21 protein-coding genes and 2 tRNA genes are annotated in these 23286 nt (G+C 44.4%); 20 read left to right on the plus strand and 3 right to left on the minus strand.

Annotation, left to right across the window (positions count from 1 at the left end; all coding sequences use genetic code 11):
• Positions 1 to 113 precede the first annotated feature (113 nt).
• From NSS87_RS09595 to NSS87_RS09620, 6 genes are all read left to right on the plus strand, one after another.
• Positions 114 to 1226, plus strand: a complete 1113-nt coding sequence (locus NSS87_RS09595) for a citrate/2-methylcitrate synthase (RefSeq protein ID WP_042186527.1) — start codon at positions 114 to 116, stop codon at positions 1224 to 1226.
• 251 nt (positions 1227 to 1477) lie between these two features.
• Positions 1478 to 2773 carry an NADP-dependent isocitrate dehydrogenase gene (icd, locus tag NSS87_RS09600; protein ID WP_042125986.1) on the plus strand — a complete coding sequence of 432 codons (1296 nt, stop codon included), beginning with the start codon at positions 1478 to 1480 and terminating at the stop codon, positions 2771 to 2773.
• A gap of 54 nt (positions 2774 to 2827) precedes the next feature.
• Positions 2828 to 3769, plus strand: a complete 942-nt coding sequence (gene mdh / locus NSS87_RS09605; protein WP_339246584.1) for a malate dehydrogenase — start codon at positions 2828 to 2830, stop codon at positions 3767 to 3769.
• A 173-nt stretch (positions 3770 to 3942) separates the two neighbouring features.
• Positions 3943 to 4371: a hypothetical protein gene (locus NSS87_RS09610; RefSeq protein ID WP_042125989.1), complete on the plus strand. Its 429-nt coding sequence runs from the start codon at positions 3943 to 3945 to the stop codon at positions 4369 to 4371.
• Between the two features lie 190 nt (positions 4372 to 4561).
• Positions 4562 to 6745 carry an S-layer homology domain-containing protein gene (locus NSS87_RS09615; protein WP_339246587.1) on the plus strand — a complete coding sequence of 728 codons (2184 nt, stop codon included), beginning with the start codon at positions 4562 to 4564 and terminating at the stop codon, positions 6743 to 6745.
• Between the two features lie 229 nt (positions 6746 to 6974).
• Positions 6975 to 7844 (plus strand): SDR family oxidoreductase, encoded by an 870-nt coding sequence (locus NSS87_RS09620; RefSeq protein WP_042186532.1) that lies wholly within the window; start codon positions 6975 to 6977, stop codon positions 7842 to 7844.
• A gap of 88 nt (positions 7845 to 7932) precedes the next feature.
• Here NSS87_RS09620 and yfbR read toward each other — a convergent pair whose 3' ends face one another.
• Entirely contained in the window at positions 7933 to 8538 is a 606-nt protein-coding gene (gene yfbR / locus NSS87_RS09625) for a 5'-deoxynucleotidase (protein ID WP_143764010.1), read from the minus strand.
• Between the two features lie 102 nt (positions 8539 to 8640).
• Here yfbR and NSS87_RS09630 point away from each other — a divergent pair, with 102 nt between their 5' ends.
• The 11 genes from NSS87_RS09630 to NSS87_RS09680 all read left to right on the plus strand — a co-directional run bounded on the left by NSS87_RS09630 (position 8641) and on the right by NSS87_RS09680 (position 21258).
• On the plus strand, positions 8641 to 10203 hold the full coding sequence (locus NSS87_RS09630; RefSeq protein ID WP_339248496.1) for a fumarate hydratase: 1563 nt from the start codon (positions 8641 to 8643) through the stop codon (positions 10201 to 10203).
• Positions 10204 to 10394: 191 nt separating this feature from the next.
• Entirely contained in the window at positions 10395 to 10781 is a 387-nt protein-coding gene (locus NSS87_RS09635) for a VOC family protein (RefSeq protein WP_042186537.1), read from the plus strand.
• Between the two features lie 180 nt (positions 10782 to 10961).
• The gene (locus NSS87_RS09640) at positions 10962 to 12758 is read left to right on the plus strand and encodes an ATP-binding protein (RefSeq protein WP_339246590.1); all 1797 of its coding nucleotides are present in this window, start codon (positions 10962 to 10964) and stop codon (positions 12756 to 12758) included.
• Between the two features lie 109 nt (positions 12759 to 12867).
• Positions 12868 to 13596, plus strand: coding sequence for a response regulator transcription factor (locus NSS87_RS09645; RefSeq protein ID WP_042125998.1), 729 nt, complete (start codon positions 12868 to 12870; stop codon positions 13594 to 13596).
• A gap of 199 nt (positions 13597 to 13795) precedes the next feature.
• Positions 13796 to 14551: a phosphate ABC transporter ATP-binding protein PstB gene (pstB, locus tag NSS87_RS09650; protein ID WP_042186541.1), complete on the plus strand. Its 756-nt coding sequence runs from the start codon at positions 13796 to 13798 to the stop codon at positions 14549 to 14551.
• 73 nt (positions 14552 to 14624) lie between these two features.
• Entirely contained in the window at positions 14625 to 15284 is a 660-nt protein-coding gene (gene phoU, locus NSS87_RS09655) for a phosphate signaling complex protein PhoU (RefSeq protein WP_042186547.1), read from the plus strand.
• Between the two features lie 375 nt (positions 15285 to 15659).
• Positions 15660 to 18329 carry a DNA polymerase I gene (gene polA, locus NSS87_RS09660; protein ID WP_339246593.1) on the plus strand — a complete coding sequence of 890 codons (2670 nt, stop codon included), beginning with the start codon at positions 15660 to 15662 and terminating at the stop codon, positions 18327 to 18329.
• A 52-nt stretch (positions 18330 to 18381) separates the two neighbouring features.
• Positions 18382 to 19218: a DNA-formamidopyrimidine glycosylase gene (mutM, locus tag NSS87_RS09665; protein ID WP_339246594.1), complete on the plus strand. Its 837-nt coding sequence runs from the start codon at positions 18382 to 18384 to the stop codon at positions 19216 to 19218.
• Between the two features lie 127 nt (positions 19219 to 19345).
• Positions 19346 to 20092, plus strand: a complete 747-nt coding sequence (locus NSS87_RS09670) for an MntP/YtaF family protein (protein ID WP_076283314.1) — start codon at positions 19346 to 19348, stop codon at positions 20090 to 20092.
• Positions 20093 to 20101: 9 nt separating this feature from the next.
• Positions 20102 to 20698: a dephospho-CoA kinase gene (coaE, locus tag NSS87_RS09675; protein ID WP_076300911.1), complete on the plus strand. Its 597-nt coding sequence runs from the start codon at positions 20102 to 20104 to the stop codon at positions 20696 to 20698.
• Positions 20695 to 21258 carry a lytic transglycosylase domain-containing protein gene (locus NSS87_RS09680; RefSeq protein WP_076283312.1) on the plus strand — a complete coding sequence of 188 codons (564 nt, stop codon included), beginning with the start codon at positions 20695 to 20697 and terminating at the stop codon, positions 21256 to 21258. The genes coaE and NSS87_RS09680 overlap by 4 nt, the downstream gene beginning before the upstream one ends.
• A 79-nt stretch (positions 21259 to 21337) precedes the next feature.
• Here NSS87_RS09680 and NSS87_RS09685 read toward each other — a convergent pair whose 3' ends face one another.
• Positions 21338 to 21556, minus strand: coding sequence for an alpha/beta-type small acid-soluble spore protein (locus NSS87_RS09685; RefSeq protein ID WP_042126012.1), 219 nt, complete (start codon positions 21554 to 21556; stop codon positions 21338 to 21340).
• Positions 21557 to 21720: 164 nt separating this feature from the next.
• Between NSS87_RS09685 and nrdR the strand changes: the two genes are divergently transcribed.
• The 3 genes from nrdR (at position 21721) to NSS87_RS09700 (ending at position 22514) form a co-directional block, all read left to right on the plus strand.
• A complete protein-coding gene (gene nrdR / locus NSS87_RS09690; protein ID WP_042126015.1) occupies positions 21721 to 22197 on the plus strand; it encodes a transcriptional regulator NrdR in 477 nt (158 codons plus the stop codon).
• Positions 22198 to 22355: 158 nt separating this feature from the next.
• Positions 22356 to 22431: transfer RNA gene (locus tag NSS87_RS09695), tRNA-Ala, on the plus strand.
• 10 nt (positions 22432 to 22441) lie between these two features.
• Positions 22442 to 22514 (plus strand) — tRNA-Lys (locus NSS87_RS09700).
• Positions 22515 to 23031: 517 nt separating this feature from the next.
• Here the strand turns inward: NSS87_RS09700 and NSS87_RS09705 are convergent.
• A complete protein-coding gene (locus NSS87_RS09705) occupies positions 23032 to 23253 on the minus strand; it encodes a hypothetical protein (protein ID WP_339246598.1) in 222 nt (73 codons plus the stop codon).
• Positions 23254 to 23286: the final 33 nt, after the last annotated feature.

The raw sequence follows: 23286 nt of genomic DNA on the forward strand, positions 1-23286 counted from the left end.
CTGACGGAAATGTTCTTACACGCACTTATTAGATTTTTTAATGCTTTGAATTGGAAATGTTTTCATGGAACTAAGATTGTTTTTATACCTTGTTGGCAAAGGAGAGATATGCTATGACAGCTACCAAAGGCTTGGAAGGTATCGTTGCAACAACTTCATCCATTAGTTCTATTGTGGATGGTGTACTCACTTACCGCGGTTATGATATTGATGAACTTGCAGAACATGCTACCTTCGAAGAAACAGCTTATTTGTTATGGTTCGGCAGTCTGCCGACGGTGCCAGAGCTGGAAGCGCTCAAGCGGGATCTTAGTGCCTTCGCACAGATTCCTGAACAGGTAATCGAGCAAATGAAGCTCTATCCAAAAGACGCCAACACCATGGCAGCATTGCGGTCGGCTGTATCAAGCCTTGCTCTCTATGATGAAGCGGCTGACGATATGAGCAGAGAAGCGAACGAAATTAAGGCGGTAAAACTGCAGGCACAACTCCCAACAATTGTGGCGGCACTGTCGCGTATTCGCAAGGGGCTTGAACCAGTGGCTCCGAAAGAAGGCGTTTCTATTGCTGAGAACTTCCTGTATATGCTGTGGGGAAAAGAGCCGGACAGCGTATCTGTCAAAGCACTTGATACCGCACTTGTTCTTCATGCGGACCATGAGCTGAATGCTTCAACTTTTGCTGGCCGGGTTACAGTTGCGACATTATCCGATATTTATTCTGGGGTCACCTCCGCTATTGGTGCGCTCAAAGGCCCGCTTCACGGTGGGGCGAATGAAGCTGTTATGAAGATGCTAGAGGAGATAGGAAGTTTGGAAGCGGTTGAACCGTTTATCCGTAAGAAACTGGATAACCGTGAGAAAATCATGGGCTTCGGTCATCGAGTATATAAGAATGGTGATCCACGTGCAAAACATTTGATGAAAATGTCGCTGGAGCTTGGCACGATGAAAAATGACACCACCCTTTACGACATGTCCGTAAATATTGAACAATTGATTACCGGGCAAAAGGGATTAAGACCGAATGTTGATTTCTATTCGGCTTCTGTTTATACACAGCTAGGCATAGATCGTGAACTGTTCACTCCTATTTTTGCAATTAGCCGGACTTCAGGTTGGACTGCGCATATTCTGGAGCAATATACAGATAACCGCATTATTCGTCCACGTGCAGAATATACGGGTATGGTTGAACAGAAATACGTTCCAGTAGACGAAAGATAGAAGAGCAGCCTTGCGGGCTGCTCCTAAAGTTTAGTAGAATGAACCCTAGCAATAGTGTTTTAAATTTTTGATTTTAATGATGATGAGAGTTTTGTTCAAATATAAGAAAGTATAAGTTTCACACGATACTTTATGTCTTATATTTCTCGCTTAAACACTTACCGTCCTTATAAGGACGCCGAAGGCGTTTATGCTTCGATGCTTGTCAATGCTATTTAAATCCCACAAAACTTTAGGAGGAATACACTCAAATGTTGAAACTAGAAAAATTCGATCTACCTACAGAAGGCGAACAAATCACGATTAAAGAAGGAAAACTACAAGTTCCGAATAATCCAATCATTCCTTTTATCGAGGGTGACGGCACAGGCCGTGATATTTGGAAAGCTTCCAAGCGCGTACTTGATGCAGCAGTAACTAAAGCTTATGGTGGCACTAAGCAAATCGCTTGGTACGAAGTATTTGCTGGCGAAAAAGCTTTCAATACATATGGTGAATGGTTGCCAAATGATACGTTGGAAGCAATCCGCGAATATTTTGTGGCGATCAAGGGACCACTTACTACTCCAATCGGAGGCGGTATTCGTTCATTGAATGTAGCTTTGCGTCAAGAATTGGATTTGTACGTATGTCTGCGTCCAGTTCGTTATTTCCAAGGTGTACCTTCTCCTGTTAAACGTCCTGAGCTGGTGGATATGGTTATTTTCCGTGAGAATACAGAGGATATCTATGCAGGGATTGAATATCAAGAAGGCTCTGCTGAAGTGAAGAAAGTCATTGAATTCCTGCAAAAAGAGATGGGAGTTAACAAAATCCGTTTCCCTGAAACTTCTGGTATTGGTATCAAACCGGTATCCTCCGAAGGTTCGAAGCGCTTGGTGCGCGCTGCAATTGAATATGCAATCAAACACGGACGTAAGAGCGTAACGCTTGTTCACAAAGGAAACATCATGAAGTTCACTGAAGGTGCCTTCAAAAACTGGGGTTATGAAGTAGCTGAGCAAGAGTTCGGAGATAAGGTCTTCACTTGGAGTCAATATGATGTGATTAAGGAACGTGACGGTGAGGCTGCCGCTAATGCTGCTCAGAAGGATGCTGAAGCTGCTGGCAAAATCATTATCAAGGATGCAATTGCGGATATCGCGCTGCAACAAGTTCTGACTCGTCCAACTGATTTCGATGTTATTGCTACGTTGAACCTGAACGGGGATTACCTGTCCGACGCACTGGCTGCACAAATCGGCGGCATCGGCATCGCTCCTGGAGCGAACATTAACTACATTACTGGCCACGCCATCTTTGAAGCTACCCATGGTACAGCTCCTAAATATGCAGACAAAGACGTTGTGAATCCTGGTTCTGTCATTCTGTCCGGCGTAATGCTCTTGGAGCACTTGGGCTGGCAGGAAGCAGCGGACCTGATTTATAAAGGTATGGAAACTGCTATCAACAATAAGACCGTGACTTATGACTTTGCTCGTCTGATGGAAGGTGCAACTGAGCTGAAATGCTCCGCATTTGCAGACGAAATTATTAACCACCTATAGGTTCTTAGCCAGATAACATTAGCCTTACCTTTATCATTTCTAGGAGGCGAATCTGTGGCGATCAAGCGTTATAAAATTACAGTGGTAGGCGCCGGTTTTACCGGCGCTACTACAGCTCTTATGTTAGCTCAAAAGGAACTTGGAGACGTTGTGCTGCTCGATATTCCACAAATGGAGAACCCAACCAAGGGTAAGGCGCTTGACATGCAAGAAGCAGGTCCTGTGCAGAGATTCGACAGTCATATTATTGGAACCTCAAGTTATGAAGATGCTGTAGATTCTGATATTGTAATTATCACTGCAGGGATTGCCCGTAAACCTGGGATGAGCCGCGACGATCTTGTGAATATCAATGCAGGGATTGTAAAGTCGGTATGCGAGAACGTAAGAGATGTAGCACCGGAATCCATCGTAATTATTTTGAGTAATCCGGTAGATGCGATGACTTATGCTGCATTTGAAGCGTTAGGCTTTCCGAAAAACCGCGTAATTGGACAATCCGGTGTGCTGGATACAGCGCGTTACTGCACTTTTATTGCACAAGAGCTGAACGTATCCGTTGAAGATGTACGTGGTTTCGTAATAGGCGGACACGGCAATGATATGGTACCGCTCGTTCGTTATTCTAGTGTCGGAGGCATTCCAATCGATACATTGATTTCTGCGGATCGTATCGAGGAGATTGTGAAGCGTACACGTGTGGGTGGCGGGGAAATCGTTGACCTTTTAGGAAATGGTAGTGCGTATTATGCTCCTGCAGCCTCTTTAGTTCAGATGACGGAAGCGATCTTGAAGGATAAGAAACGGATCATTCCGGTTATTGCCTTGCTTGAAGGCGAATATGGTTATGACGATCTGTTTCTGGGTGTTCCAGCTCTTCTTGGTGCGAATGGGATTGAGAAGATCTTTGAACTGGAGCTTACGGCTGAGGAGAAAGCGGCTTTAGATAAGTCCGCAGAGTCCGTACGTAGTGTAACAGCAATATTATCTGTGTAGATTGTGTCAGATGAAAGGGGAGGGTCCCGAAGGCCGTGAAATGGCTTAAGGGCGCCCTCTTTTTTTATATCAACAACTTCAAAGAATGGACACCTAAGTTGCTTTTCTTATTCTAATATTATGGGTATAATTATATGTAACTATTATCACAGTTAAATTGGAGGAGATATGATATGGATTGGAACGTTTTGTTTTTCTTACATATGATCGGGACGCTGGCACTAGGATTTTACCTTGTACTGCCTTTCATCATCGGTCGTGCTGAAAAATTGTCGCCTGCAGCAAAAGAAGGTACGTTAAGTGCAGTTACTGGATTTAACCGCTTTGCACAGTACGGTTTAGTGATTCAACTACTTACAGGTGGTTACATGATGACCAAGGGTGATTATTCTGTAGCATGGATGATCATTATCGTTGTATTGTTGCTAGCAATGTTTGCACTTGGTGGTATTATGAGCAAGCCTTTGCGTCTTGCTGCTGCTGGAATTCGTGAGAACCGTGATGTCAAAGCAGAAACAGGCAAATTGCGTACGCTTAGTGCGCTGCTGTCCGTGTCATTGCTGCTGATGGTATTCTTCATGGTATTTAACGATATTATTTAATCTGTAGCACTATGAGCCCGCTTCCGTAAAGGAGAGCGGGTTTTTTTGTGTGTTGAGAAAATCACAGTAGTTATTTCTTAGAGAAAAAGACGTTTTCAATTACGTAGTAATAGAGTAATATAAAAATGTTTATGCGATTGGTTTAAAATTACAATTATTTTATTATCTGAGGGATTACGGGGGAGTTTGGATGGGTGTGAAGTTAAGAAGGATTGTGAGTGTAAGCTTGGGTCTCAGTTTAGTATTTAGTTCGTTGGGTTCCGTATCCGCAGCAGCAGATAGCTCGGTTAAAGACTATGAGGGTCACTGGGCGCAGCAGCAGATCGAAAGCTGGTTAGAGAAGGGCTGGTTAAAAGGATTTGAAGATGGATCGGTAAAGCCTAATCAAAGCATTTCGAGAGCTGAATTTGTTGCCCTTGTGAATCGTTTCTTCGAGATCACAAAGAGTCAACCAGTGAAATTTACTGATTTGCCTGCAAGCGGCTGGGTGTATGAGGAATTCTCCAAGGCAGTTACGCAAGGTTACATAAAGGGCTATGGCGATAAGGTTCGCCCAAATGATCCTGTTACCCGCCAGGAGGTTGCGGTAATAATCAGTAAGCTACTGAAATTGGAAGATCCAGACCCTGTCGTATTGGATCAATTCAAAGATCGGGACCAGATAGCGTCATGGAGTGAGAGCAAGGTAGCGGGAATGGTGAATCTAGGAGCAATGAAAGGATATCCTAACGGGAATTTTGCTCCATTGCAAGCTATGACCCGGGCTGAAGCAGTAGCAATATTGGAATCCTTGAATACACCAATGGGTGGTGGATTTCATATCACACAGTCAGGAGTTTTTGGCAGCAAAGACCCTGCTCACCTAACGGGTTATGAGAGTGTAACAGTGAGTACTTATGGGGTTAACCTTCAGAACGCTGTTATATACGGGGATTTGCTTTTGGATGAAGGCATTGGAGAAGGTGAAGTATCACTAGATAATGTAACTGTAAAAGGAAAAGTCTTTGTTAAGGGTGGAGGTGTTGATTCTATACACTTCAAGAATTCTATCATAGAGCAAGTAGTCGTTCAGAGAAAAGGCGGAGTTGTTCGTCTTGTAACTGAAGGAGCAACCCAAATCAAGAGTATATTTATACAGACTGGAGCAATTCTTAATCTAGGCCAAGGTACTACTGTGAGTAAGGTTATTCTGGATGCACTCACAAAGGTAACTGGACAAGGTCAGCTATTATCTGCAACAGTGAACGATGGGGCTAAAGGGTCTTCGTTTGAGAAAAAGCCCGATCTGTTAGAGGGATCTCAGAAGGATTCCATCACTATGCCTACTCCCACCGTTACACCTACTGTAGGAGCGGCTGCTGGCGGTTCGAGCGGTGGTGGAGGCGGTAGTGGCGGGGAAGCACCAACAACCACACCAACACCAACACCAACACCAACGCCAACACCTGCGGTGAATGTTCCCGAAGTGAACGGCATAACTTTAGTACAGGAGGCTGTATATAAATATACGAATGCAGCTACAATTACAATTAAGATGACTGGATTATCACACGAAATATTTAGCAAAACTAATCACGCAGAGTATTATTTCACTACCGTTCCTGAAGAAGCATTAGATTGGGAAAAAGAACGTGAGAGCTTCCCTGTATCTCCTTTAATTAGTTTTCCAATCTACTCAGAGCATGTTAAGGATTACATGACGATAATTTTATTTGATAAGAATGGTGCACCCATTGGCTTTAAGACAATAAAATTGGATCTTAATGTGAAATATACTACTCTTGATATGTCAATGGTAACTAAATATAGTGAAGGTGTAAACATTACAGGAGCGAGCAATTCGCAATACATTCAAAATAGCATCTCGATAGCTGGTGCATTTGTTCAGCAACATCCTGAAGTGAAGTACTTTACTACAACCCCAAATACAGCATTCTATATGTTGGACCCTACTAAGGATTTTAATGTAGAACATATTTCATCTACGGTAGCGTATCTTAATGAGGTTTCTAAAAGTTATAGCGCTGTTGAGTATTCGTATGAAAGTTTTGATTACGATGAATCACCATTTTATACTCAACCGAATTTTGAAGAGGAATATATGGTTCTTCTATATGACTCGGAGTTAAAGGTGTTGGGTTACTATCAGGGAAAGACTAACTTAACCGACCAACAGAAAGCAAATAATGTGGGTTTTAAGATTGGCAAGCTTCCTGCTGTAGATTTGTTAGTATTGAATGATGAGGCAGCAGTAAACTGGGTGTATGACAGATATATCAAGCTAACCGACGATCAAAAGAATCTGATTGCGGGAGATTTTATAACTAAAATTGTAGAGCTTAAGGCAAAATTGCTTCTTCTGAAGCAAAGCTAAATTTCATTAAACGATAAGGACTGTTCCACATCGCCATTTCATGGCTTAGGGGACAGTCCTTATTTGTGTTCAAAAAACTTCGGATTGTTTGATTCTACCTGCATTGTGGTAAGTAACTTTTCATACAGCAATTTAAAAAAATGATAAAGCGGGCGTATAAACGTATACGCTTGAGCCATCCTAAGACGATCAGTTAACTATCAATTACTTAACGAGAGGAGCTAGGATTATGTCAAACGACAAGCAAGCTACGAAAACCTTACCCCCGCAAGAACAGCATCATCAGCCAGGAATTGAGAGCGAAATGAAGCCGTTGCCGAAATATGAGCCGGCTAATTATAAGGCGGCAGGTAAATTGCAGGGCAAGGCGGCACTTATTACTGGAGGAGACAGCGGGATCGGACGGGCAGTGGCTGTTCTTTTTGCAAAAGAAGGCGCCGATGTAGTTATTTCATATCTGAATGAACACTCTGATGCAGAGGAAACGAAACGCCAGGTGGAGCAGGAAGGTCGCAAATGCATTCTGATTCCAGGAGATATTGGTGTGGAAACCTTCTGTAAAGATCTCATTAAACAGACGGTAGAGGGCCTCGGGAAACTGGATATTCTCATCAATAACGCGGCGGAGCAACATCCACAAGCTAAGATCGAGGATATTACGTCCGAGCAGCTAGAGCGTACATTCCGTACGAATATTTTTGCAATGTTTTATTTGACCAAAGCGGCTATGCCTCATCTGAAAGCAGGATCAGCTATCATTAATACGACTTCGATTACCGCTTATCGTGGTAGTCCACAATTACTGGACTATTCGTCAACGAAAGGAGCCATTCTGAGCTTCACGCGTTCCTTATCTACGAATCTGGCAGAGAAAGGCATTCGGGTAAATGGCGTTGCTCCGGGTCCAATTTGGACACCGCTTATTCCATCTACTTTTGATGCAAAACAGGTTAGTGAGTTCGGCGGTACGCAGCCTATGAAGCGACCGGGACAACCGGAGGAGCTGGCCCCAGCTTATGTATATCTAGCCTCCGACGATTCGAGTTATGTGACCGGACAGGTCATCCATGTAAATGGTGGCGAGGTCGTAAACGGGTAGATGCTCAACCAACCAAACCTAGATACTTATATAAAAAGCTCTAATTCGGGGTTAGCCGAATTAGAGCTTTTTGTATTGATCTTGGGATTTAGTTTCCAGCAGACAGCTCATCGAGCGACATTTCAAAGCTCGGAGCCATATGAGTGAGGAAATAATCTACTTCCTGTAAGCCGAGTCCGCGTAGCTTCGCACCTGTCTGCTCTTTCGCCGCTGCGAATTCACGGTTGCCCGCAGCAACCTCCCAGACACACTTTAGGTAAGCATCCAGTCGATCTGCTGCTTTAACGTAGCTGTGCAGGAGAACGTCCTCCGAATCGGGAGAACTGTCTTCTGGCTGCATGAGCTGCGTGTAAATGCCCTGAAGCTCGGGAGGAATCATACCGGTCAAGCGTTCCGCAGCAATTCTTTCCATTTCGCGGAAGCTGGTTAGTAGCCGAGGATTATTGTATTTCACTGGTGTGGCAATGTCACCCGTGAACACTTCGCTGGCATCATGGAACAGGGCCATAGTTGCTGCTCTTTCGGCGTTTAATGAACGTCCATAATGAATATTACCAATGGAACAGAGCATATGTGTGAGCAGAGCTACATGGAAAGAATGCTCAGCAACGTTCTCAGGTGCGGTGCTGCGCATTAGGCTCCAGCGCTGAATATATTGAAGCCGATATAAATAGGCGGAAAAATGGTAGTTCAATTTTAAAGTAACCCCTTTCATGAGCTGCTAGGTATGATATTATTATACTAATTGTATCAGACTTTTGATAATCTGGATCTGCTGAGAGGAGCTTGAATGAATATGCAGCATTTTGAAGACAGCATTTATAATCTAATTGTTGAAACGTCCACGAACTTGCCGGGTGATGTACGCCGGGCGGTCGCCAAGGGTCGCGCACTAGAGGACAGAGCTACCCGGTCAGGTCTTGCGTTAACTACGATTGCTCAAAATATCGGAATGGCTGAGCAGCAAGTATCACCGATCTGTCAGGATACGGGAATGCCTACATTTATCATTCACACACCTGTGGGAATCAATCAGATTGAGATGAAAAAAGATATTCACAACGCCATTGTACGGGCGACCAAGAATGGTAAGCTTCGCCCAAATTCTGTAGATTCATTGACAGGTGAGAACAGCGGAGATAATTTGGGAGCAGGTACACCGGTCATTCATTTTGAACAATGGGAAGAGGAAAAAATAGATGTCAGACTGATTCTGAAGGGTGGCGGCTGCGAGAATAAGAATATTCAATACAGCCTTCCAGCAGAATTAGAAGGATTGGGCAAGGCAGGCCGTGATCTGGACGGAATTCGTAAATGTATTTTACATGCTGTTTATCAGGCACAAGGGCAAGGCTGTAGCGCTGGTTTTATTGGTGTTGGTATCGGCGGCGACCGCACAACTGGCTATGAGCTGGCTAAGAAGCAGCTGTTCCGCAAAGTGGAGGATGTTAATCCAATAGAGGATCTCAGCAAGCTGGAAGACTATATCATGGAGAATGCCAATAAGTTGGGTATTGGAACGATGGGCTTTGGTGGGGAAGTTTCGCTGCTTGGTTGTAAGGTCGGCGTTATGAATCGTTTGCCAGCCAGCTTTTTCGTATCTGTTGCCTACAATTGTTGGGCTTTCCGTCGCCAAGGTGTGCTGGTTGATCCGTCAACAGGCAATATAGAGGACTGGTTGTACGAGAGTGGTACAGGGATTTCGGTTGATGATGGACGGGACCAGGCGTCGGAAACGGAAGTGGCAGATGCAGGTGAAGACAATGCGGCTACTGGATCTCGCGAAGTCCACCTGACTACACCGATTAGTGAAGAGGATATCCGTAGTTTACGAGTTGGGGATGTAGTAATTTTATCCGGTGAAATGCATACGGGCCGTGACGCACTTCATAAATATCTAATGGATCATGAGGCTCCGGTGGATTTGAACGGTGCAGTTATCTATCACTGTGGTCCTGTAATGATGAAGGACGAGGAAGGCTGGCATGTTAAAGCAGCGGGTCCGACTACTAGTATCCGTGAAGAGCCCTATCAAGGCGATATTATCAAAAAATTTGGAATTCGTGCCGTCATCGGAAAAGGTGGAATGGGTCCTAAAACGTTAAAAGCTCTTCAGGAGCACGGGGGCGTATATCTCAATGCGATTGGTGGCGCTGCACAGTATTATGCGGAATGCATCAAGAAGGTAAATGCTGTTGATTTTATGGGATTTGGCATTCCTGAAGCAATGTGGCATTTGGATGTGGATGGTTTCGCTGCTATTGTAACGATGGATGCCCATGGCAACAGTCTGCACGCAGATGTAGAGAAAGATTCCGCAGCAAAATTAACTCAGTTTAAAGAACCTGTATTTAAATAAGTCGGGTACAGTCCGGTGAAATAGTCATATAGTGGGGACATCCGCTGCTATGGCTTTTTCTCCGGTTTTATCGAAAATATAAGAATTTATATGTTCCACGCTATAATCTATCCTTATATTCCTCGTGTAATCACTTAGCGTCTATATAGGGACGCCGAAGGTGTTTATGCTTGTCTAAAGGAGGTTGACGAATGGTACCACATTATATTAGAAATGGTCTTCTTAACGTTACTCCGTATTTTATCGTGGCTGGTGCAGATCAATTGATTGATTTTGTTGTGAACTGTTTTGATGCAAGAATTAATGATATGCTGCGGAATGATGAAGGCAAGATTAGACATGCAGAACTTAGAATAGGAGATTCGATCATCGAGGTTTCCGAGGCTAATGAGAAATATTCACCAGTACAGCTCGCTATTCATCTATATGTAAGAAATGTGGATGAGACCTTTCGTAAGTGCTTGGATGCCGGGGCATCCATCATTGAAGAACCATTAGATAAGCCTTATGGGGAAAGAGGAGCGGGTATTAGAGATACTCAGGGCAATCAATGGTTTCTTGCAACCTGTATAGAATGAAATCATGATATTTTACAAAAGTAATACAAAGTAACAGTCCAGAGATAATCAACTTGGGCTGTTATTTTTATATAATCTATTATAGTAGGGATTTATGTCACGAAAATAGTCGCACTGGTTTTTTGATGAAAATGAAGTTAGGATAAAAGATACAATGAAAAAGGGAGAGGCACACTTCAGATGAAACCGTTTCGCGCTCGTCTTACGTTTATACTTATGGCCTTAATCGGTATTTCCATGATTGGCACTGGATTTACGATGGCTCATCTGTTTAAGAGCTCCCATATAGCTGCTCTCGAAGAGAACATGTCCCGGGAAATAAATCTACTCGCAGGTACATTGGAATTTGTAGATATGGACGCCTCCAATTCCATTCCGTATTACACGGAGCAGGCAGAGCATATCGCCAAGCTTCTGGATTCCCGGATTACTTTTATTAGTAAGTCAGGCAAAGTTTTAGGGGATTCAGAGAAAAATCCTCTGGAGATGGACAATCACGCCAATCGTGAAGAGGAGATTGTTGCGGCTAAAGAGGGGACTGGACGAGCCATTCGTTACAGCGAAACTTTAGATCGCGAGATGTTATATGTAGCTGAGCGGGTGACCTCAGATCATGGTTTTGACGGTTACATTCGGGTCTCGATGGGACTGGATGCAGTAACGGAAGGGCTTAACCGTGCTTGGATGATTATGGCTGGGGGGTTAGTTGTTTTGTTCCTGGCAGCAACTATTGTCAGCTACAAAGTGGCATCGAGCATGACTTCACCGCTTGAACAAATCACGAGAGTCGCGCGGCGTATTACAGATCTTGATTATGATGCAAGAGTCCATTTGAAGCGTAAAGATGAGGTTGGGCAGCTGGCGACAGCGATAAATGCCATGGCTGACAGTCTTCAAGCTCAGCTTAAGACTATTCGTGATAATGAGGATCTGCTGCAAAGCGTACTGGACAATATGACTGGCGGCATCATAATGATCAATGCGGACGAAGAAATTGCCCTGCTGAACCGAGCCTCAGAGCGGATGCTGGATGTTAGCAACAGTGAAATGGCGGGTCATTCGTACAAGGAGCTAAAGCGTCATTATGAGTTAACACGTCTGCTTGAAGAAGGGGTATCGAATAAAGAACCGCTCCATGAAGAACGAAGTATTTACAATCCGAGAGAGCGGATTGTACGTATGGACGCAGTACCTATGATCCAGGACGGGACGTATAGAGGCATGCTCTTCCTGCTGCAGGAAGTAACAGAGATTCGTCGCCTGGAGCGGATGCGAAGTGAATTTGTCGCTAACGTATCCCATGAATTGAAGACGCCGGTTGCCGCTGTTAAAGGATTTGCCGAGACCTTGCTGGGTGGTGGGGTTAAGGATGAGAAGACAGCCCGTTCCTTCTTGCAAATTATTTATGATGAGAACGAACGCTTAAATCGATTGATTGGAGATATTCTGGAATTATCTAAAATCGAATCTAAACGTGTGCAGCTCGATTGCTCACCTGTTCATATCATTGAATTCTTTGATTCCGTGCTGGGAACCATTAGCAAAGTGGCTGAGAAGAAAAGTATTAGTCTTAACGTAGAGGTTCCTGAGGAGCTGTTCATTGAGGCCGATGAAGATAAACTACGTCAAATTTTTATGAATTTGCTCTCCAATGCGATTAATTACACGCATGAAGGGGGTAGCGTAAAAGTCTATGTTAAGAATATACTGAAGCCAGATGGTTCAGAGAATGTCCAATTTACCGTTACCGATACAGGGATGGGAATTCCCAAAAAGGATCTGCCGCGCATTTTCGAACGTTTTTATCGAGTGGATAAAGCAAGATCAAGAAGTTCCGGTGGAACGGGGCTGGGACTGTCTATTGTGAAGCACTTGATAGATCTGCACCATGGTGTGATTTCGGTTAAAAGTGATCTGGGGATCGGAAGTTCATTTATTATTGAGTTGCCGCTCTTGCAGGAAGAAAAGGTGGATTAGATTTTTGTAAATTCATCTTATTGATTTTACACCAAGTTAACATTGTGGTGATATGATTGTTTTGTTGTTGCTTTGTAAAAATCAAACTATATGGAAGACGGGGGAACCTATGGCTCAACGATTGCTTGTCATTGAAGACGAACCGACACTGGCCCGGCTGCTGTCCTATAACTTAACGCAGGAAGGTTACGAGGTAACAGTAGAGGATCATGGTACGGCAGGATATGATCGTGCGACGAGGGAACCTTTTGACTTGATCGTATTAGATCTGATGTTGCCAGGTATGAATGGCATTGACATCCTTGATAAATTGCGTGGACAAGGTATCCGAACACCTATTATTGTGTTGACCGCTAAAAATGCGGAAGAAGATGTAGTTAGAGGGCTGAAATCAGGTGCTGATGATTATATAACCAAACCATTCGGCGTCTCTGAACTGCTCGCTAGAGTAAGTGCTGTACTTCGGAGGATTTCTGGACTTGCTGAGGAAGCACCGACAGAAACACCTATCTCTGCTTCTACCATTATCTTAGGTCAATTAGAGATTTACCCTGAGAGATATGAAGTCTCCCTCGGTGGTCATAGTATTAATTTACGGCCTAAAGAGTTCGAAGTGCTATTATATTTGGCTCGTAAGCCAGGGGTTGTGTTGACGAGAGATGATCTCATGAATGCTGTATGGGGCTTTGATTATATTGGTGGGCAGCGTACGGTGGACGTGCATGTGAGTTCACTTCGTAAAAAGCTTGAGCTGGATCCAGAATCCGTTCATATCGATTCGATTCGAGGCGTAGGCTATAAATTAGTGGTTAATAAAAAAAGAGCTCCGGTCATTTAGAGTGACTGGAGTTCTATTTTTTCTATACTTTTCATAAATAAGAAATGCTCGGAGTACTAGTTGGCTTCTGGGGAAATACTGTGATGTGGACCCATTCATCTCACTGATTTTACATTGCGTTAACATTTCTCTCCAACTGTATTTACACTAAAAGCTTATCATGGAGATCGAAGATGATGAGAAGGAGACGTAAACACTAATGAAATCCATCATTGACATAGAGAATCTTGATCTCTACTATGAGTCGTTCCACGCACTGAAGAATGTGAATCTGCAAATCCCGGAGAAACAGGTTACCGCTTTTATTGGACCTTCCGGTTGCGGGAAATCCACGTTGCTTCGCACATTGAATCGTATGAATGATATGATTCCTGGCACACGTATAGAAGGAACTGTAAACATCGGTGGCAAAAATATTTATAGTGATGAGGTAGAGGTGGAAAGCCTGCGTAAGCAGGTCGGTATGGTGTTTCAACAGCCGAATCCTTTTCCTAAGTCGATTTACGACAATGTAGCTTACGGTCCCCGTTTACACGGCATCCGTTCCAAAAGTGAACTGGATGAGATCGTAGAAAAAAGCTTGCGTCACTCCGCCCTATGGGAGGAAGTGAAAGATTTTCTGAAGAAATCTGCCCTTAGCTTGTCTGGTGGACAGCAGCAGCGGCTTTGTATTGCTAGAGCGTTAGCGGTACAGCCTGATATTCTGCTAATGGATGAGGCAACCTCTGCGCTCGACCCTGTATCCACTCTCAAGATAGAAGAGCTTGTTCAGGAACTAAGAAGTGAGTATACCATTGTTATGGTAACTCATAACATGCATCAGGCCGCACGTGTATCCGGTCGAACCGTGTTTTTCTTAAATGGTGTAATTGTAGAGGCGGCGGACACAGAGGTGCTTTTCTCGAACCCTAAAGATTCCCGCACTGAAGATTATATTTCCGGACGTTTCGGCTGATCAGATTTAAAAGGGTGTTCGTCCCTGGAAATGGCAAGCTGACCATACGTTAATGAGGAGGATCGCTCTTATTATGATTCGCAGAAAAGAATTTGATAAAGACTTGGAAGAGCTGCGCAGTCTGCTGCAGCAGATGGGTGAGCATGTTAAGGATGCTCTTGAAGGTGCAATTAATGCATTACAAAATCTAGATACAACGCTCGCACAGGAAGTCGTTGAAGCGGATTTACAGCTGAATGCCATGGAAGATAAAATCATGGAAATTGGCTCACGCTTAATTATAACGCAGCAGCCCGTAGCTAAGGATTTGCGCCGCATTATCGTTGCCTTCAAAATATCAAGCGATTTGGAACGCATGGGGGATCTGGCGATTGATGTAGCTAAGGCGACCATGCGTCTTCAAGGCCAACAGCTGATTAAGCCCCTTGTAGACATTCCTCGTATGGCTGAAATCGTGACAATTATGATCGATGAGGCGATCCAGTCTTATCTGGATGAGAACACTGATCTGGCTTATAAAATGGCACAGGATGATGATCAGGTCGATCAATTGTATGGTGCGATGATTAATGAGTTGTATTCTTATATGGTAACAAAGCCGGAGACAGTATCCCAAGCTATGTTATTGACACTGGTAGGCCGTTATATCGAACGGATTGGCGATCACGCTACTAACATTGGTGAAAGCGTAGTTTACCTGGTTACCGGTAGTCGTCCAGATTTGAATGAATAGTTTTGATTCAAAAGATGTTTGGTACTTGTCGTAACTGCGGAGAATGTTTGGACTTCCGGCCGCTGTTGTCTCCAGATTTCTTGATTTTATACCGCTTTTTATGGTTGAAATCCGGAGACAAAGGCGGGCGCTTCGCTCCTACAGTTCCAAACTTCTCCTCCATTACTATCGTACCTTCACATCTTTTGTGTTTTTAGGTAAATGAAAGTAGCCGTCCTTTTATAAGGGCGGCTACTTGTTGTATTACCCCATATTAGCTCTTAATGTTACTAACATTTCAGCTAATCCCATTGTTTAAGTTGGTATAGCCGTTTCTACTTGGACAGGCCATATGTTAAGATGTAAGAAGTAAGCATGAAAAAGGCGAGGTGCACTATGGACAAGTTGATACTTATAGATGGAAATAATATTATTTACCGCGCATTCTTCGCGATGCCCCCGCTAACGAATACAGCAGGGCAACAGACGAACGCGGTGTACGGTTTCACAACGATGCTGCTCCGTTTAATTGAAGAACACAAGCCGACACATATGATTGTTGCCTTCGATGCAGGGAAAGTCACATTCCGGCATGAAGGTTATGAGGATTATAAAGGCGGTCGGCAAAAGACACCTCCCGAGCTCTCCGAGCAGTTTCCACTGCTGAAAGATTTGCTCAGAAATCTGGGTGTACCGCAGTTTGAAATTGGCAATTATGAGGCCGATGATATTATTGGAACCATTTCTCGCCAAGCAGATGAAGCAGGCCGGAAGGTTATGATCGTGTCGGGAGACAAGGATATGCTTCAATTGGCTTCCGAACATACGACCGTTGCGTTGATCCGCAAAGGAGTTACTGAGGTTGAGCTTTATGGACCAGAACAAATTCGAGAGAAATATGATTTAACACCCGAGCAGATCATCGACCTTAAGGGACTGATGGGTGATGCGAGTGATAACATTCCGGGCGTTCCGGGTGTTGGTGAGAAAACAGCGCTCAAGCTGCTGCATCAATTCGGATCGGTTGAAGGTGTATTAGCTGGCACCGGTGAGCTTAAAGGTAAAATGAAAGAAAAGCTGGAAGCTCACGCGGAAGACGCTGTCATGAGTAAGAAACTGGCAACCATCTATCGTGAAGTGCCTCTTGAGCATTCGTGGGAAGATATGATCTTTAACGGAATTTCTGCGGATACAGCAGGACCCGCACTCGCAAAATTAGAATTCAAATCACTTCTGGAAAGGTTGTCACTTAGTGCCTATGCTCCAGTAGCTGATGGAGAAGAGAGTGCAGCGGAAGTAGAAGCTGCTACACTCGATATTTCGATCGTGAGTGAAGATGAACTTGAGGCGCTAAATGAAGCGCTCCCTAGTATTTCGGCACTGCATGTAGAATCCAATGGGGATAATCCGCATCGTGCCGAGGTGATCGGGGTAGGGCTATCTACTCTGGAGCGACATTATTATGTGCCGTTTGAATTACTACAGAAACCAGCGGCTGCGAAGCTACGCGACTGGTTAGGAGATGAGAAGGCTCCGAAGAGCGGATATGATCTTCACCGTGCTGATTTGGCACTGCATTGGCAGGGGATTGCTTTTGCAGGTGCAGCCCATGATGTGCAGCTGGCGGCTTATTTGCTGGATCCGACGGAAGCTAATCAGAACCTAAACGATCTCGCTACGAAATACGGCTTGCCAAGATTGTCACCTGATGAAGATGTATTTGGTAAAGGCGCCAAATATAAGATTCCTGAGCTTGAAATCTTAGGAAATCATGTCGCACGTAAGAGTGCTGCGGTACTTGGCATCGCCCAGAAACAACAGCAGGAATTGATCGAAACGGCGATGACCGGACTGTTCGAGGATCTCGAAATGCCATTATCACGTATTCTTGCGGATATGGAGAAACAGGGGATTGCAGTCAACGAAGGGGATCTTAAAGAATTAGGAAAAGAATTCGAAGCTCAGATTTCAAAGCTGGTCACCGAAATTTATGAAATTTGTGGCACAGAGTTTAATTTGAATTCACCTAAGCAGTTGGGCGAGATCTTATTTGTAAAACTGGGTCTTCCTGTCGTCAAGAAGACGAAGACCGGATATTCAACAGACGCAGAGGTGCTGGAAAAGTTAGCACCGTATCACGATGTGGTACGTTTGATTCTACAATATCGCACGATTGCCAAATTGCAATCCACCTATGTAGAGGGGCTACTCAAGGAAATTTCCCCGAAAACAGGGAAGGTGCATACATTCTATCGGCAGACGATTGCTGCGACAGGACGGCTTAGCAGCCAATTTCCGAACCTGCAGAACATTCCAATCCGCTTAGAAGAAGGACGTAAAATCCGTAAAGTGTTTGTTCCATCCGAACCGGGCTGGTCCATTCTGGCGGCGGACTATTCGCAGATTGAACTACGGGTACTTGCGCACATCTCCGGTGATGAGCGGATGAAGGAAGCTTTTCTCCATGATATGGATATTCACACGAAGACAGCGATGGATGTATTTGGAGTTACCGCCGATCAGATTGATAGCAATATGCGTCGTGCTGCTAAAGCCGTTAACTTTGGTATCGTGTACGGAATCAGTGATTATGGTCTGTCGCAGAACTTGAATATTCCTCGCAAAGAAGCCGCTCAATTTATTGAGCAGTATTTCGAAGTATACCAAGGTGTACGTCGATATATGGATGATATCGTAGTTGATGCAAGGAAACATGGTTATGTAACCACGCTGCTGGAACGCCGTCGTTACTTGCCTGAGATTAATGCGAAGAACTTTAATCTACGTTCTTTTGCGGAACGTACAGCAATGAACACACCTATACAAGGAACTGCCGCTGATATTATTAAGCTGGCGATGGTGCATATGGACAAGGCGCTATTTGAGCGTGGGCTAAAGAGCCGTATGTTGCTTCAGGTACACGATGAGCTTGTATTCGAGGTGCCAGAGGATGAAATGGAGCTCATGAAGACGCTTTTGCCGGAAGTAATGGGTGGAGCATTGCAGTTATCGGTGCCGCTTAAAGCAGAGGTAAGTTTTGGTAGCAACTGGTACGAAGCGAAATAGGCTCCCTTTAAGGTGTGCATATCAGCTATAATGTAGTTGAGGTGAAGACATCATGCCGGAATTACCGGAAGTAGAGACAGTCAAGAGAACACTGAATGATTTAGTTAATGGAAAGCAGATAGAGAGTGTAACCGTCCGGTTGGCCCGGATTATTCAGCGGCCGGATGATATTCAGGCTTTTGCCAACCTGCTCGCAGGTCATAGCATTGTTAATGTTGAACGAAGAGGGAAATTTTTGCGCATCGTGTTAGACGGTTTGGTGCTGGTATCTCATTTACGGATGGAGGGCCGTTACGGACTTTTTTCGAACGAAGATCCACTGGACAAGCATACGCATGTGATATTCCATTTTACCGATGGCACTGAGCTGCGTTACACGGATGTTCGTCAGTTTGGTACAATGCATCTTTTTCAGATTGGTGAAGACCTCCAGCTGCCTCCTCTTAATAAACTAGGACAGGAGCCGCTGGAGCCATCCTTTACGCGGGAGAGGTTTAAGCAGATTGTATCAGGCAAAAGCACAAAAATTAAATCACTGCTGCTGAATCAGGAATATATCGTCGGCATAGGTAATATTTATGTAGATGAGTCGTTACATCGTGCAGGGATACATCCTGAAGTCAGCGCCAAAGATCTTTCGGATGAGCAACTTGATCAGCTACATTACGCTATTGTCAGTACGCTAACGGAAGCGGTAAACGCTGGTGGTTCGTCTATAAAATCATATGTGAATGGTCAAGGTGAGAGCGGCACTTATCAGCAACAGCTGTTGATTTACGGTCGTAAAGATCAGCCGTGTAACCACTGTGGAACGATGATTGAGAAAACGGTTGTAGGTGGCCGCGGCACGCATTATTGTCCAAGCTGTCAGCGTAAGGTTGAAAACTGAAGAAGTAATTAGGTTGGCACCCACTACTTGTCCCGCCCATATACTGTGTGAAGAATGCTTAATAGAGAACGGAAGCTGAATGAAGTGCATTCTTCAGTGTTCCGGTTCTTCACAGGAGGGATTGCGGGTGCTCAGCCCATTTTTTTCACTAATATTACTAGCTTTTGCTTTGAGTTTGGATGGTTTTGGCGTTGGTATTACATATGGACTGCGTAAAATGAAAATACCATTGCTCTCCATTCTGATTATCTCGCTTTGTTCGGGGGTAGTTATCTGTGTATCTATGCAAGTGGGTGTTCTGCTTGCCAAGGTAGTGTCTCCACATGCAGCTTCTGAGGTTGGCGCTGTTATACTCGTGCTAATGGGGTGCTGGTCGCTCGTCCAGATGTTAATGCAGAAAGAGAAGGAACAGACAGGTGAGCGTAAAGTAGGTAGTGAAGAAAATGTACTATCCACAGAAGCTCGGGCAGAGGTAGCTGTTGATACTGAAGATGTTGTAGAACAGGTTACCATGGCTCCTGAGCAGGCAAAGTCGGCTGTCTTTTCCCTTGAGTTACGACGATTGGGGATTGTTGTACAGATCTTACGTACTCCGTCTTCTGCAGATATGGATGATTCCGGGAGTATTTCTTCGATGGAGGCTATGCTGCTCGGGATTGCCCTCTCTCTAGATGCTTTTGGAGCTGGACTTGGCGCAGCATTGCTGGGGTTCAATCCGATATGGACATCACTTACAATTGCTCTGTTTAGTGGTACATTTCTATTGCTGGGCATGAAGACTGGATTAAGATTCGCCGGGAACTACTGGATGAAGCATGCTGCTGCACTACCCGCGTTATTATTAATTACAATGGGAATACTGAAGCTATTATGAGGTGAGTACATGATTATTGGCTTAACCGGAGGCATTGCATCCGGAAAAAGCACGGTGTCCGCACTGCTTGTGAGCAAGGGAGCGAGGCTGGTTGACGCGGATGTGATCGCCAGAGAAGTTATGCTCCCCGGTCATGAGGTGCTGGCTGCGGCTGTGAAACAATTCGGAAGCGAGATCCTCTCTTCGGATGGCACACTGAATAGGGGCAAGCTGGGGGACATTGTATTTCAAGACCCGGCGGCCCTGCAAGCCCTGAACAATCTGACGCATCCCGCAATCCGGCGGGAGATTAAAGAACGTATGAACAGCATGGAGGAAGAAGATCCAAAGAAGTTAACAATTGTGGATATCCCTCTTCTTTTCGAATCAGGACTCGAGAACATGTTCCATGAAATACTGGTGGTCTACGTGCCTCGTGAAGTGCAAATCGCTCGATTAATGGAACGTAACGGACTTTCTATAGAACAAGCAGAAGCACGCTTAAATGCACAGATGGATATTGAAGCGAAGCGTAACAAAGCGGACTATATCATTGACAACAGTGGCGAACTTGCGCACACTGAGCAACAGGTTGCTGTTCTTTGGGACAGGCTGGGCTTATCATGAAATGGTTACGTAAAAAAAGAGTCCTTCTTCTGTTATTCATTGGTTTTACTGCGATATTGTTTCTGAGTACGAACTGGATGTCCTGGTTTTATCCGATCCATTATAAAGATGAGATCCGTAAGCACAGCGTTACGTACGATATTGACCCATTTCTAGTGGCTTCGATTATCCGAGTGGAAACGAACTTCAAAACTGGACGAGAATCCAGAAAAGGTGCTATAGGTTTAATGCAGCTTATGCCGGATACCGCCAAATGGGCCCTTGAAAAGGCCAAGCTTCCTGATGTTTCTATGGAGGAGCTAAAGCATGAACCATCAGCAAATATTGAACTAGGTACCTGGTATCTTTCAACATTATCCCGTCAATTCGAAGGAAAACGTACAGCGGTTATCGCTGCATATAATGCTGGACCGGGTAAAGTTCAAAAATGGCTGGATGAGGGGATCTGGGATGGAACGGATGCTACGATTAAGGATATTCCGTTTGGTGAAACCCGCCATTATGTACAGCGCGTCAACTATTACTATGATCAGTACACGGATATTTACAACGAATTCTAAAACCGTGTTATGTATAAAAAGAAGTATTAAACGATCTTGCGATCGTTTAATACTTCTTCAGTAAGCTTATGTGGACAGGTTATTTGTATTGACCTGCCAATTGTTGTTCTGCCAGGGTTACAAGACGTTTAGTGATGTAACCACCGATCGAACCATTTTCATAAGAAGTTTTATTGCCTTGGTAACCATCTGGGGAAAGCGTGATTCCGAGTTCTTGGGCAACTTCATATTTAAGTTGTTCCAAAGCACCACGGGAATTTGGAGCTACAAGGTTATTGGAGCTGTTGTTTTGGCTCATTGCTGTTCACCTCCTCTGTTGGTAACTGTATTATGTGCCGGACTTGCCATAATCATTACAATAAAAAAACGGTGATTTCTGGAAAAAATGAAATAGCCCTTCAAAAGCCGGATGTTTAACATACCGGGACTAAAAACATTATGTAATAGGAAGTGATGAAGCTTATGAAATGCCCTTACTGCGATCACACAAATACTAAAGTGCTCGACTCGCGACCAGCGAATGAGAATAAGTCCATCCGCCGCAGGCGTGAATGTGAGCGTTGCAGCAAACGGTTTACAACCTTTGAAATGATCGAGGAAACACCGTTAATCGTGATCAAAAAAGACGGCAGCCGCGAGGAGTTCAGCCGTGATAAAATACTGCGTGGTCTTATCCGTGCTTGCGAGAAACGCCCCGTCTCTGTAGAACGTCTAGAGAAGATCGTCTCTGAGGTAGAGAAATCCCTACGCGGTATCGCCGTAGCTGAGGTGGAGAGCCAACAGATCGGTGAGTTGGTTATGGAGCAGCTCTATCCAGTAGATGAAGTCGCTTATGTTCGCTTTGCATCCGTATACCGCCAGTTCAAGGATATTAACATGTTTATGAAGGAACTGAAGGGTCTGTTATCTAAGAGCACCGGGGATCTGGACAGATTGTAGAGTGTGGCTAGTCTAATGACTAAAAAAAGTGTTGACAGCGAAGGCGATTTTTTATATTATATAGGAGTCGCCTACGGCGCTTGGATTTGTCAGAATGACATAAATACACCGAACTGAATTTTAGAATGTGTGATTACATACATCTGAAAATTACGTTTGGGGCCATAGCTCAGCTGGGAGAGCGCATCGCTGGCAGCGATGAGGTCAGGGGTTCGATCCCCCTTGGCTCCACCAAACTTCATATGGACTCTTAGCTCAGTTGGTAGAGCAGTAGACTCTTAATCTATTTGTCCAGGGTTCGAGCCCCTGAGAGTCCATCCTAAAGAAACGGCAGAAATGCCGTTTTTTTTTGTTGTTCAGGAAGCGGAGTGACTTTTTATTTGGTTTTGATCGTGGTATAGTTTGGGTAGATAAATCGTACAATGCAAAGAGTGCCGTGCGGAAACACGGCTCCCAGTGCAATAGCCGCTTTTAAGGGCGGCTGATTTCAGGTATTACGGGCAGAAATAGACCGCATCCTTTGGACTAGGGCGGTCTATTTCTTTTTGAGGTAATTTAGAAGCTCAATGCTAAAAAGGTAGAACAAGTTGAAATGCAGGCTCTCCAGACCTATATTCCTGTTTGGAGCGAGGTATTTAAGAAAGCTTCTACTGCTAAAAAGAAAATGATGCTTAGTACGATCATTGAGTGTGTTAGGGTTTACCGAGATTCAGTAGAACTGACGTTAAAATTGAACATTAGCTCGTTTTTAGCGACTTCAAGTGTAAGTAGTCTAAAAGGTAATGATTATGATTTGAAGGCTGGCAAGCAAGTGCATGGCATTCATTATGGAAATCAGTTTTCAGGCATTTTCCAGCCTAATTCATCATCCCACACGGCATCGATATCATCCAGGTGAACATGCCATTCACCACCGTCTACTTTTCTACGTATCTCGGCCAAACATTTCAACCAATGAAATAAATCGTTCAGCAAATCTTCAATCTGATCCGTCATGGACAGCTTGGTAGCGCCAGCGAAGATCTCCGTTGATCTGGACGAATCGAATTTGTACACTGTGAAAGACTCCGCCCGGTCTTTCCCTTCAAA

Source organism: Paenibacillus sp. FSL F4-0243 (genome assembly GCF_037963295.1).
In the GTDB taxonomy this organism is placed as follows: Bacteria; Bacillota; Bacilli; order Paenibacillales; family Paenibacillaceae; genus Paenibacillus_AQ.

Coding starts and splice junctions, on each gene's coding strand:
- NSS87_RS09595 (WP_042186527.1), top strand. CDS start 114: ATGACAGCTACCAAAGGCTTGGAAGGTATCGTTGCAACAACTTCATCC.
- icd (WP_042125986.1), top strand. CDS start 1,478: ATGTTGAAACTAGAAAAATTCGATCTACCTACAGAAGGCGAACAAATC.
- NSS87_RS09610 (WP_042125989.1), top strand. CDS start 3,943: ATGGATTGGAACGTTTTGTTTTTCTTACATATGATCGGGACGCTGGCA.
- NSS87_RS09615 (WP_339246587.1), top strand. CDS start 4,562: ATGGGTGTGAAGTTAAGAAGGATTGTGAGTGTAAGCTTGGGTCTCAGT.
- NSS87_RS09620 (WP_042186532.1), top strand. CDS start 6,975: ATGTCAAACGACAAGCAAGCTACGAAAACCTTACCCCCGCAAGAACAG.
- NSS87_RS09630 (WP_339248496.1), top strand. CDS start 8,641: ATGCAGCATTTTGAAGACAGCATTTATAATCTAATTGTTGAAACGTCC.
- NSS87_RS09635 (WP_042186537.1), top strand. CDS start 10,395: ATGGTACCACATTATATTAGAAATGGTCTTCTTAACGTTACTCCGTAT.
- NSS87_RS09640 (WP_339246590.1), top strand. CDS start 10,962: ATGAAACCGTTTCGCGCTCGTCTTACGTTTATACTTATGGCCTTAATC.
- NSS87_RS09645 (WP_042125998.1), top strand. CDS start 12,868: ATGGCTCAACGATTGCTTGTCATTGAAGACGAACCGACACTGGCCCGG.
- pstB (WP_042186541.1), top strand. CDS start 13,796: ATGAAATCCATCATTGACATAGAGAATCTTGATCTCTACTATGAGTCG.
- phoU (WP_042186547.1), top strand. CDS start 14,625: ATGATTCGCAGAAAAGAATTTGATAAAGACTTGGAAGAGCTGCGCAGT.
- polA (WP_339246593.1), top strand. CDS start 15,660: ATGGACAAGTTGATACTTATAGATGGAAATAATATTATTTACCGCGCA.
- mutM (WP_339246594.1), top strand. CDS start 18,382: ATGCCGGAATTACCGGAAGTAGAGACAGTCAAGAGAACACTGAATGAT.
- coaE (WP_076300911.1), top strand. CDS start 20,102: ATGATTATTGGCTTAACCGGAGGCATTGCATCCGGAAAAAGCACGGTG.
- NSS87_RS09680 (WP_076283312.1), top strand. CDS start 20,695: ATGAAATGGTTACGTAAAAAAAGAGTCCTTCTTCTGTTATTCATTGGT.
- NSS87_RS09685 (WP_042126012.1), bottom strand. CDS start 21,556: ATGAGCCAAAACAACAGCTCCAATAACCTTGTAGCTCCAAATTCCCGT.
- nrdR (WP_042126015.1), top strand. CDS start 21,721: ATGAAATGCCCTTACTGCGATCACACAAATACTAAAGTGCTCGACTCG.